Source organism: Candidatus Neomicrothrix sp. (assembly GCF_035329545.1).
Classification (GTDB): domain Bacteria; phylum Actinomycetota; class Acidimicrobiia; order Acidimicrobiales; family Microtrichaceae; genus Microthrix; species Microthrix subdominans.
In genome coordinates this window covers 72,744-83,873 of the sequence record NZ_DAOLGP010000015.1, presented here as the reverse complement: position 1 = coordinate 83,873, position 11,130 = coordinate 72,744, and the positions used below count along the sequence as shown (strand labels likewise).

Sequence of the window (11,130 nt, the reverse complement as noted above, 5' to 3'; positions counted from 1 at the left end):
CTCCGGCGAAGAAGGCTCCGGCGAAGAAGGCTCCGGCCAAGAAGGCTCCGGCGAAGAAGGCTCCGGCCAAGAAGGCTCCGGCCAAGAAGGCTCCGACAACGCCCACCCCGTCGAGCACGCCCGACGCGTAGCTGCGTTGCGGCCGGTCGAGCCGGTACTCGGCAGATGAGACGCCGTCTGGACCGGTCGATGGTGCGTCGCGGGCTGGCGGCCGATGTCGACTCGGCGTCCGAGCTGATCGCCGCCGGGCTGGTGCTGGTTGGAGGCGCGCCGGCTCTGAGCTCGCAACGGCTGACCGACGACGGCGAGCCGGTTCGCTTCGTCGCCGACCGACGGTTTGTCGGACGTGGCGGTGACAAGCTGCGCCACGCCCTTGATGACTGGGCGTTCGACGTCGAGGGCATACGCGCCCTCGACGTCGGATCGTCCACGGGAGGATTCACCGACTGCCTGCTCCAGAACGGAGCCGCAGCGGTCGTCGCCGTCGACGTGGGCACCCATCAGTTGCATGAGCGGCTGAGGGACGACCCTCGCGTCACGGTGCTCGAGCAGACCGACATCCGCTCGCTGGACCACGAAGCGGTCGCCGCTCCGTTCCCGATGGTGACCGTCGACGTCTCGTTCATCTCGGTCTGCTCGATCATCGAGTCGCTGGCGGCCCTGACCGCCCCCGACGGCGATCTGGTCGTCCTGGTCAAACCCCAGTTTGAGGTTGCGCGCAGCGATGCGTCCCGCGGTCGTGGGGTGATCAGGGATCCGCGTCTGTGGCGCTCGGCGCTCGGCGCGGTCGAACGCTCCGCCGAGGATCGCGGGCTGAGGGTTGTCGGGGCTACGGTCTCGGCCGTGAGAGGCGCACAGGGCAACACCGAGTTTTTCGTGCGCTTTCGCCACGACGGTTCCTCAGAGGTGCCCGCGCTTGGCGACGGGTGGATCGACACTCTGGTGACGTCGACCAAACCCACAGACGAGGACATCGGTGCCGCCGATGGCTGAGCAGCGAACGCTGAAGCGCATCGGGGTGGTCGTCCATCAGGATCGACCGCTTGCCGCCGAGCTGGCGGCACGGGTGATCGCCTGGTCCGAGGCGCTGGGGGCGACGGTCATGTTGACCGACGCGGATGCCCGGGCGGCCGGCGCCCCCTCGCTGGCGGTCGAGAGCGAGCAGTTGGTCACCGCCGACGTCGTCGTCGCCATCGGCGGCGATGGAACCGTGTTGCGAGCGGTCGGGATGGTGGCCGACGCCGGGGTTCCGTTGGTGGCCTTGAACGCCGGTCAGCTTGGATATCTGGCCGACGTCGCCCCCGAACGGGCGGAGTGGGCGCTCGACGAGTTGGCCGCCGGGAGGGGCCGCCTCGAGGAGCGCATGCGGGTGCAGGCGACGGTCACTCCGGCTGCGGGCGACCCACAGACGCCGATCTCGACCCGCACCGGCCTGAACGAGGTGGTGGTCGAGCGCTCGCTGACCGGGCACACCCTGCGACTGCGGGTGTACCTGGACGGCGAGTTCTTCACCTCCTATGTCACCGACGGGATGGTGGTGGCCACCCCGACCGGGTCGACCGCCTACGCCCTCTCAGTGCGCGGTCCGATCGTCGCCCCCACCCACCGGGCGTTGGTGATGGTGCCGGTGGCGCCCCACCTGTTGTTCGATCGGGCGATGGTGCTCGAGGCCTCGTCCACCGTGGAGCTCGAGGTGGTCGGTCACCGTTCTGCAGTCCTGTCGGTCGACGGCCAGTCCGGAACCGAAGTGGCACCAGGCGGCCGGGTGTGCTGCTCGATGGCGCCGGTCCCGGCCCGCTTCATCCGCTTCGAGCAGCTGCGCTTTCACGACGTCCTGAAGCGCAAGTTCTCCTTGGCCGACCGCTGAGCTACCCCCGGAACGCCCGACCGCGACGACGACGGTCCGGCTGCGCAGCCACCAGCCGTCGCCGGGCCCCATCGGGTACCCGGGGGAGCCCTACGATGGTGGGCACCCATGTTGGATGAGCTGGCAGTGACCGATCTGGGCGTTATCGCCCATGCCCGCTTGGATCTGCGCGACCACATGACCGCCCTCACCGGAGAGACCGGCGCCGGAAAGACGCTGCTGCTCGGTGCACTCGAGTTGCTTTCCGGCGCACGGGCCGACGCCACGGTGGTGCGGACCGGTGCGGACCAGGCGGTGGTCGAGGGACGCTTCTCGACCGAATCCGGCGACGAACTGGTGCTCCGACGGGTGGTCCTCCGCGAGGGCCGCAGCCGGGCGTATCGCAACGGCGAACTCGTCACGGTGGGCGAGCTGTCTGCGGCCGCTGAGGGGCTGCTCGAGATCCACTCCCAAGGTGCCCAACTGGCGCTGACGACGACAGCGGTTCAACGTCGGGCGCTCGACCGATGGGCGGCCATCGACCTGACCGAGCTGTCCGACGCCGACGCCGAGGCCGCAGCGTTGCGGTCCCAGCTCGGCGAGCTGGGTGGCGACGAACGGGCCCGGGTGCGCGAGATGGACCTGTTGGGGTTTCAGGTGGATGAGATCGATGCGGCCGGCCTGGGCGACGCCGCCGAGGACGCGTCGCTCGCCGCCGAGGAATCGCTGCTCGCCGATGCGGTCGGGCATCGGGAGGCGGCGGCCATGGCCCTGGGCATCGCCTCCGACGAGGGCGGCCTGTCCGACGCCCTCGCCGCCATGGCCGGCGCCCTCGCCGACCGCAAACCCTATGAGGACGCGTTGGCGCGGGTGCTCGCCCAGCAGGCAGAACTCGCCGACCTGACCAGCGATCTTCGCAATCAGGCCGAGACGATCGAGGACGACCCCGAACGGCTCGAAGCCATCCGCCTGAGACGCGTCGAGCTACGCGATCTGTGCCGCAAGTACGGCGAGACGCTGGCGGATGTCATCGCCTTTGGCGACGAGTGCCGTCGGCGTCTCGACGAGCTGACCAATCGGGAGCGCCGCGCGGCCGAGCTGGAGGACGAACTCGCCCAGGCCACCGCCCGCCGCGACCGGGCCGCCGCCAAGGTCGGGGCCGCCCGCCGGGCCGCCGCTCCCAAACTGGCGGCGGAGGTCGAGGGCCGGCTGGCCGCGCTGGCGATGCCCCAGGCGACCCTGCAGATCGAGGTCGGCGAAGAGGATCCAGGCGACCGGGTGGAGTTTCGCCTCGCCGCCAACCCGGGGATCGACCCGGCACCGCTGCAACGGGCTGCCTCGGGCGGCGAGCTGTCCCGGGTATTGCTGGCGCTCAGGCTGGTGCTGTCGGGCGGCCCGGACACGATGGTGTTCGACGAGGTGGATGCCGGCATCGGCGGCGCAACCGCCCTCGAGGTGGGCCGTGCCCTGGCGGAGGTGGCCGAGGGCTCGCAGGTGCTGGTCGTCACCCACCTGGCGCAGGTGGCCGCCCACGCCGACCAACAGGTGCGGATCGCCAAGTCGATCGGCGAGGAGGCGACGACGACGACCGTCGAGCCGGTCGATGGCGAGGCTCGCCTGGCCGAGCTGGCGCGCATGTTGTCGGGAACGCCCGACTCGACGGCGACCCGTTCGAACGCCGAGGAACTGCTGGCCCGGGCGAGCAGGCCCGCCGTTGCGGAGAGGCACTGATGGCGTTGCGCCCGTCGAAGTCCCAGGCGCGCAGCGACGAGGAGTCGCTGGCGGCGCGCGCCCACATCATCGGTGAGGCCAAGGTCGACCGGCGCACCAAGGACCTCGTCCAGCGGCTCAAGCCGGGCGACATCGCGGTGATCTCCCATACCGATCTCGACGTCGTGGCGGCCGAAACCCTGGTCGAGGCCCGCCCGGCAGCGGTGATCAACGCCGACGCCTCGTCGTCGGGGCGTTACCCGAACCAGGGGCCGCTGCTGGTCATCGGGGCGGGGATCCCGTTGGTCGACCGCTGCGGTCCGGACGTGATCGAGGAGATCGCCGACGGGGACCAGGTTCAGGTGGTCGGCGCCGAGGTCTACCGGGGCGACGTGTTGATCGCCCGAGGTGTCGAGGAGACCGTCGAGACCATCGCCGTCAGCCACCAGCTGGCCATGGACGGCCTCGACGCCGAATTCGGCCGGTTTGTCGCCAACACCCTCACCTACATCGAACAGGATCGCGACCTGCTGGGCAGCGACCTGGAGTTTCCCGACGTCGGCCTGGACTTCGACGGCCGACACGTTCTGATCGTGGTGCGCGGCTCCACCTATCGGGAGGATCTCCAGATTCTCTCCGACAACGGCTACCTGGCCGACCTCAGGCCGATCCTGATCGGCGTCGACGGGGGCTCCGACGCGTTGATGGAGCTGGGGCACACGCCCGATCTGATCGTCGGCGACTTCGACTCGGTCACCGAACGGACGCTCCGCTCCGGTGCCCAGCTGGTGGTGCACGCCTACAAGGACGGTCATGCCCCCGGCGCCGCCCGCCTCGACGAGCTCGGCCTCGAGTACCACACGATGTCGGCGTCGGGTACGAGCGAGGACATCGCCATGCTGTTGGCCTACGAACAGGGTGCGGAGCTGATCGTGGCGGTGGGCACCCACACGTCGATGGTCGAGTTTCTCGACAAGGGCCGGGCGGGGATGGCCTCGACCGTCCTGGTGCGCATGAAGATCGGCACCCGCCTTGTCGACGCCAAGGGCGTGTCCAAGCTCTACCACACCGAGGTTCACACCCGCGACCTGATCTTGATGGTGCTGGCGGCTGCGTTCGCCCTCGGCGCGGTGGTGATGATCTCGGCGCCGATCCGTCTGATCATCAAGACCGCGTGGCTCAACCTGACCAACATGGCGCTGTTGTCTGCCGTCCCCGCCCCCGGAAGGCTGCTGAGCCTGGTGGCCCTCTGGAGTTTCTCGTGATCAAGCTGCGCACCCACATCATCAGCCTGACGGCGGTGTTCCTCGCCCTCGGGATCGGGCTGGTGCTCGGTTCGACCTTCCTCGACCGGACCTTCGTCGACGCGCTCGACGCCCAGGTGAGGCGGCTCAACGATCGGGTCGACCAGCGAACCGAGGAGGTCGAGGCGCTCAACCGGGTGATCAACGAGCAGACCCTGACCGAGGAGGCGGCGGCGGACGCCGGCTACGAACAGCTGCTGGCCGGACAGCTGACCGATGCCCAGGTCGTCGTGCTGGCCAACCGGGGGATCGACGAGGACCAGGTCAACCGAACGGTCGAGGTGCTCCAAGCGGCCGACGCCGAGGTGCCGGCGGTGGTGTGGCTGACCGATCGCTGGAATCCGACCGACCCCCAGCGGTCCGCCGAGATTGCGGAGTCGCTCGACTTCGACACAACCGACCCGGCCCAGGTGACCGCCGAAGCGGCGGCGATGCTCGGTTTGGCGCTTGCGGGACCGACCCCGGCCACCAATGCCCCGGCCACCAATGCCCCGTCCACCACGGCGCAGGGTGATCCGACGACCACGGCGCCGACGGATGGCGCGGCGTCGACATCGACCACCGGCATCTCACCTGGCACCACGGTTGCGCTCGACGCCGGCCCCGAAGAGCTGCTCGACCGGTTGACCGACGCCGAGTTGATCGAGCAGGAGGCGGCGCCGGCGGGCAACCTGTCGGTACCCGGACCGGAGGCGCTGATCGTCTCGATCACCGGCGAGGGCTCCTCGTTGGATCCGAAGAAGGCTTATCTGCCCATCGTCACCGAGCTGGTGTCGTTCAACCCCGGTCGCGTGCTGGTGGCCGAAACCCGCAACACCCGCACAATTCAAGCTGAAGCCACCGAGGACGACGTCCCCGTTCGCGGGGCCGCGCTTGAGGTGGTGCGGTCCGACGATGCACTGCGCGGCCAGAGCTCAACCCTCGATGGGCTGGAGGGCCCGTTGGGCAAGGCCGCCGTCGTCGTGGCGCTGATGGAGCTGCGGGAGGGCAAGACCGGGGACTACGGGTTGGCCGCCGGGACCGACGGTCCGGTGCCGTCGATCACCCGATGAGCGACACCCCTCTGCGCAGGGGGGCGGCTTGACCGAGACGACCGTCGCCCCCCGCACCAACCTGACCCGTGCGACCGCCGGGATGTCGGCGGTGACGCTGGTCAGCCGGTTGACCGGGTTCGTCCGCGTCTGGGTCGTGCTCAACGTGCTCGGCTCCACGTTGCTCAACGACGTCTACCAGTCGGCCAACTACGTCCCGAACATCCTCTATGAGCTGCTGGCCGCCGGTGCGCTTCAGGCGGTGCTGGTGCCACAGATCGTGGCGGAGCTGAAACATGATGACCGGCGCAAGGCCGACCAGTTGGCCAGCTCGGTACTGGTGCACGGATCGGTGATCCTCGGGGTGGTCGCCGCCATCGGCATCGTGTTGGCCCCGCAGATCATGGCCGTGTCGCTCGGCGGGATCAGCGAACCGATCGCACGGCAGCGAGCGATCACCCTGGGCTCCCAGTTCCTGTGGCTGTTTTTGCCGCAGGTGGTGTTGTACCTGATCAACGCTGTGGCCACAGCGCTGCTCAATGCCCGCGACCGGTTCCTGTTGCCGGCGGCCGCACCGCTGCTGAACAACATCGTCGTGATCGCCACCTACCTGGTCTTCGCTGCGATGCGAGGCGACCAGGAGCCCAACCTGCTGTTGACCGGGCCCGAGAAGTGGGTGCTCGCCGGGGGAACCACACTGGGCGTGGTCGTGTTCTGCGTGGCGGTCGGCGCCGGAGCGTGGGCCGACGGCTTCCGACCCAGGCGGCCGCTGTCGCCGCGCGACCCGGCGCTGGTGCACTTCGGGCGCCAGTCGACGTGGGCAATCGCCTACCTGGCCCTCCAACCGCTGCTCGTGCTCGTCGTGATCAGGCTGTCGTCCGCCGAAGCCGGCAACTTCATCATCTGGCAGACCGCCTGGCAGGTCTTTCTGCTTCCCCATACCGTCCTGGCGGTTCCGATCCTCACGACGAGGTTTCCCACGATGTCCCGTCAGGTGCAGGCGGGCGACCGCCGGGGGTTCTCCGGGTCGGTGGGCGCCGGGGTGAGGGCGATCGCCACCGTCTCGCTGGTCTCCGGGGCGTTTTTGGTGGCGGCCGCCCCGCTGGTGGCGCGCGTCATCGCCATCAGCGACCGGGCAGGCGACCCTGACGTGCTCGCCGGTGGCCTGATCGGTTTTGCCCCCGGGCTGATCGGCTTCGGCATCTTCCTGCTGTTGACCCGCGCCTTCTACGCGCTCGACGACACCCGCACCCCGGCGCTGGTCAACGTCGTGGCCACCTCACTGGCTGCATTGGCGATGATCGTTGGGATCCAGTTGGTCAGCGACGAGCTTCGGGTGGGAGCGATGTCGCTCGGCTTTTCGCTGGGTCAAACGTTCGGCGCAGCGGTGCTCGCCGTGTTGTTGTATCGGCGGGGGGTGGCGCGCGACTCGCCGCTGGCGCGCCTGGGGGCGCAGTTCGGGCGTCGCCTGGCGGCGGCCGCCGGGGCGACTGCGTTGGGGTGGATGGTGGCCCACGAGTTTGTCGGCGCCGGCTGGTCGGTCGCGGCGCTCGGATCGGGGGTCACCGGCGGGGTGGTCGTCGCCACCTTCCTCGTGCTGTGGTGGGGGATCGGCGGGCCGACGCCCGGCCGGGCGGTCAAGACGATGGGCGCCACCGAGCGGGGCTGGTCATGAGCCCCCGTCGCGTGCTGTTGGTGCTCGGGCCATCCGCGGGGGGCATCCGCCAGCATGTCGCCGTGCTGGCCGACGCGCTGGAACAGCGGGGCTGGACGGTGCGGGTGGCGGGCCCTCCCGGGGTGATGGACGGGCTCCGCCGTCTCGATGCCGAGATCGACGTCCCGGCGTCCAAGCGGCCGGATCGTCTGCTGCGCGCCGCTGGTCAGCTCCGCCGGGTCCGCGGCGACGCCGAGGTCATCCACGCCCATGGCTTCGGTGCCGCGGCGGTGAGCCGGCTGGCCCGCCTCGGGCGGCCGCTGGTCGTGACGGTCCACAACCTGGTCATCCCCGAGAACGCTGGCCGGTTTCACGCTGCCAAGGTGTGGTTGGCCCGGCAGGTGCTCTCCGGCTGCGACCGCGTGATCGTCATCTCCCCGGAGATCGATGCCGAGGTGGCCACGGTCGTCCCCGACGAGCGTCGACGCTACGTCCTGCCGATGTCGGCCGAACGTTCCCCCGACCGCGATCGGGCCACCACCCGCGAGGCGCTCGGCATCGCCGAGGGCATCCCGTTGGTGGTGGTCGTCGCCCGCATCAACCCTCAGAAGGACCTGGGCACGTTCCTGCGGGCGATGGCGGCGGTACGTGACCGCCTGCCCCAGGTCCGTGCGATCGTCGTCGGCGACGGTGAGGAGGCCGAGGCGACCACGCTGGAGGCACTGCGCCAGTCCCTCCGCTTGGGGTCCACCGTCGAGTTTGTGGGTCGGCGGACCAACCCGGCCGACGAGATGATGGCGGCCGACGTCGTCGCGCTGTCGTCGGCCTGGGAGGGATCGCCGATCGCCGTCGTCGAGGCGCTGCGCCTGGGACGCCCGTTGGTGTCAACCGCGGTCGGCACCGTCCCCTACGACCTGACCGACGGGGTCGACGCCCGGGTGGTGCCGATCGGTGACCCCGCGGCACTCGGGACGGCGATCGTCGAGGTGCTCACAGACCCGGTGAAGGCCGAGGCGATGGCCCAGCGGGGACGGAAATTGGCCGAGCGCATCTACGAGCCCGATCGTCTCGTCGACCAGATCGTCGACGTCTATGGTGAGGTGCTCAGGAGGTGAGCACATGACGGCCCCCGACCGCTCGCCGCCGACGTCCAACAGCGTGCCACCGGCGTCCAACAGTGTGCCACCGGCATCCGCCGTGCGCACCTGGGTACAGCGGGTGCTGATCGCATCGCTGGTCGTCTTGACCCTCGGCACGATCCTCGCCGTCGTCGCCCGCTCCGGGGCCGCCGAGGTGGAGCTGGCAACCGCGGCCGAGGCCCCCGAGCGCATCATCGTCGTCACCACACCCCGCCTGAGGTGGGCTGACGTCACCGACGACACGCCCAATCTGGCGGCCTTCGCCGGCGACGGGGTGATCGCGTCGATGAGCGTGCGCACCCTGGGCCCGGTCACCGACCCCCCCGAGGGCTACCTGACACTGGGGGCCGGCAACCGGGCGGGCGCGCCGCCCAGCTCGTTCGTTCAACTCGACCGGCCCGGGTTGGTTTACGGCCCCGACGAGATGGTCGAGGGCCAAACCGCCGGCGAAGTGTTCGAGGAGCGAACCGGGGTGGACCCGACCGGCGTCGCACTCGCCGTCAACATCGGCGCGATCATCGAGTACAACGAAGCCCTCAAGTACGGCTCCCAGGTGGGGTCGCTGGCCGACGCCCTCACTCGAGACGACCGGCAGATGGCTGCGATCGGCAACGCCGATTTGGCCGACCCCGAGCGGCGCTCGAGAGCGGCAGCCCTGATGGCGATCACCCCCGATGGGCAGGTGGCGGCAGGCTCGGTCACGCCCAGCCTGCTGATGTCCGATGACGAGTCGGCGGGAGGGGTTCGGCTCGACCCGGGCGCCGTCGCCAAGGCCACCTCCGAGGCCCTCGACAGCTCCGATGTGGTGGTGGTCGAGCTCTCCGACCTTGAGCGGGCGGCGCAGGTGATCAACGACAAGCTCTCGCCGGCGGAGGCCGAACGGCTGCAACGCCGCGCGCTCCAACAATCCGACGAGGTCCTCGGCGAGGTGCTCGACCTGGTCGATCCAACCAGGGACCTCACCCTGATGTTGACCCCGGACGTGCCCTTTGGACCTGCACAGCTGGGGATTTTTGCCGCTCAGGGGCCCGGCTTGGACCCGGGGTGGGCTCGCTCGGCCTCTACCCGTCGAACCGGCTACGTCACGCTGACCGACATCGCCCCCTCGATCCTGGCGGCCTTCGACATCAAACTGCCGACGTCGATGCCCGATACTCGGCTGATCCGCTCGGCCGACCGCGCCGGCGGTCAGCTGCCGATCGCCGAGCTGACCGAGGCCAACGACACGTCGGTGTGCATCATGGCGACGCACGATCCCGCAGCGACGATCTTCGTCGTCCTGATCGTCCTGTTGGTGTTGTTGACCGTCGGGCTCTGGTACTTCCGGCCGACGCTGGTGCGGCACCTGGCGGTTCCGGCGCTCACGTTGATGGCGGTACCGCCGGTTGCGTTCATGATGGGGCTGTCCGGCCGGCTCGCCTGCGTTCCGCCCCCGCTCTACGTCGCGCTGATGGTCGGGGGCTCAGCCGTCCTCGCCTTCGCGGTCATGGCGCTGACGCGACGCTGCCTGGTGGCCGCCCCGGTCGTGATCGCTGCGCTGAGCTTCGTCGTGCTCGTCGTCGACCTGTGGACCGGTGCCACGCTTCAGATCGACACGGTGTTCGGCTATTCGCCACAGGTGGCCGGGCGCTTCGCCGGGCTGGGCAACCTGGCCTTCGCGCTGCTGGCCGTCTCGGCGCTCATTTTGGCGTCGGTCGGTCAGGCGCTGGTGTGGCCGTCCCGCCAGGACGGAGACGAACCTGGGGCCACCCGGGCATCGCCGGTCGTCCTGGTGGCGATCTGCCTGCTGGCGATCACCACCGTGATCGTCGATGGCCACCCGGCGCTGGGCAGCGACGTCGGTGGCGTGTTGGCGCTGGTCCCGGCGTTCTCGATCATCGTCCTGCTGTTGGCCGGGCGGAGGGTCGGGTGGAAAACGATGGGCCTGATCGGTATCGGCACCGTGGCCGTGCTCGGCGTGTTCGGGGCGATCGATCTGGCCCGACCGCCGGACCAGCGCACCCACCTGGGGCGGTTCCTCGAGTCGGTGGCCAACGGCGAGGCGGGCACCATCCTGTCCCGCAAGATCGACGCCAACCTGTCGATCCTCACCTCGTCGGTCTGGTCGCTCGTGCTGCCCGTCGCTGCGGTCTTTGTCGTCTTCCTCGCCACCCGCTCGAACACGCCGTTGACCGAGGTGCTCCGTCGGGTGCCCGGCATGCGGCTGCTCGTCGACGCAGCGATGCTGTGTGCCCTGCTCGGCGCCGCGCTCAACGACTCCGGCGTGGCCATCATCGGCTTGTTCCTCGCCGTGTTGGTCCCGATGACGCTGTTCCTGCTCACACGATTGGATGAGATCCAAGCCGACTACCCGGTGATCGCCGGGCATCGTCGTCCGAAGGACGCGTGAGCACTTCCGGTAGCCTGATCACCCAGCGAGCAGATGCGGACCGATGACGCTGGGGCT

At 69.8% G+C, this 11,130-nt stretch carries 8 protein-coding genes; all 8 read left to right on the top strand.

Annotation, left to right across the window (positions count from 1 at the left end; genetic code table 11):
- The first annotated feature begins 165 nt into the window (after nucleotides 1-165).
- The 8 genes from PKD89_RS10390 to PKD89_RS10355 all read left to right on the top strand — a co-directional run bounded on the left by PKD89_RS10390 (nucleotide 166) and on the right by PKD89_RS10355 (nucleotide 11,073).
- Entirely contained in the window at nucleotides 166-993 is an 828-nt protein-coding gene (locus PKD89_RS10390) for a TlyA family RNA methyltransferase (RefSeq protein WP_289010102.1), read from the top strand.
- The gene (locus PKD89_RS10385; protein ID WP_287393733.1) at nucleotides 986-1,867 is read left to right on the top strand and encodes an NAD(+)/NADH kinase; all 882 of its coding nucleotides are present in this window, start codon (nucleotides 986-988) and stop codon (nucleotides 1,865-1,867) included. The genes PKD89_RS10390 and PKD89_RS10385 overlap by 8 nt, the downstream gene beginning before the upstream one ends.
- Before the next feature lie 108 nt (nucleotides 1,868-1,975).
- Entirely contained in the window at nucleotides 1,976-3,577 is a 1,602-nt protein-coding gene (gene recN / locus PKD89_RS10380) for a DNA repair protein RecN (protein ID WP_287374750.1), read from the top strand.
- Complete coding sequence (steA, locus tag PKD89_RS10375) at nucleotides 3,577-4,821, top strand: putative cytokinetic ring protein SteA (protein WP_287374747.1); 1,245 nt, start codon at nucleotides 3,577-3,579, stop codon at nucleotides 4,819-4,821. The genes recN and steA overlap by 1 nt, the downstream gene beginning before the upstream one ends.
- The gene (locus PKD89_RS10370; protein ID WP_289010101.1) at nucleotides 4,818-5,912 is read left to right on the top strand and encodes a copper transporter; all 1,095 of its coding nucleotides are present in this window, start codon (nucleotides 4,818-4,820) and stop codon (nucleotides 5,910-5,912) included. Before steA ends, PKD89_RS10370 begins: the two co-directional genes overlap by 4 nt.
- A 28-nt stretch (nucleotides 5,913-5,940) precedes the next feature.
- The gene (gene murJ, locus PKD89_RS10365) at nucleotides 5,941-7,566 is read left to right on the top strand and encodes a murein biosynthesis integral membrane protein MurJ (RefSeq protein WP_289010100.1); all 1,626 of its coding nucleotides are present in this window, start codon (nucleotides 5,941-5,943) and stop codon (nucleotides 7,564-7,566) included.
- Nucleotides 7,563-8,660 carry a glycosyltransferase family 4 protein gene (locus PKD89_RS10360; protein ID WP_287374739.1) on the top strand — a complete coding sequence of 366 codons (1,098 nt, stop codon included), beginning with the start codon at nucleotides 7,563-7,565 and terminating at the stop codon, nucleotides 8,658-8,660. Before murJ ends, PKD89_RS10360 begins: the two co-directional genes overlap by 4 nt.
- 4 nt (nucleotides 8,661-8,664) lie before the next feature.
- Nucleotides 8,665-11,073 carry a hypothetical protein gene (locus tag PKD89_RS10355; protein ID WP_289010099.1) on the top strand — a complete coding sequence of 803 codons (2,409 nt, stop codon included), beginning with the start codon at nucleotides 8,665-8,667 and terminating at the stop codon, nucleotides 11,071-11,073.
- The last annotated feature ends 57 nt before the right edge of the window (nucleotides 11,074-11,130 follow it).

Bases quoted from the DNA above. Each gene is read 5' to 3' on its own strand.
- PKD89_RS10390 (WP_289010102.1), top strand. From the start codon at position 166: ATGAGACGCCGTCTGGACCGGTCGATGGTGCGTCGCGGGCTGGCGGCC.
- PKD89_RS10385 (WP_287393733.1), top strand. From the start codon at position 986: ATGGCTGAGCAGCGAACGCTGAAGCGCATCGGGGTGGTCGTCCATCAG.
- recN (WP_287374750.1), top strand. From the start codon at position 1,976: ATGTTGGATGAGCTGGCAGTGACCGATCTGGGCGTTATCGCCCATGCC.
- steA (WP_287374747.1), top strand. From the start codon at position 3,577: ATGGCGTTGCGCCCGTCGAAGTCCCAGGCGCGCAGCGACGAGGAGTCG.
- PKD89_RS10360 (WP_287374739.1), top strand. From the start codon at position 7,563: ATGAGCCCCCGTCGCGTGCTGTTGGTGCTCGGGCCATCCGCGGGGGGC.
- PKD89_RS10355 (WP_289010099.1), top strand. From the start codon at position 8,665: ATGACGGCCCCCGACCGCTCGCCGCCGACGTCCAACAGCGTGCCACCG.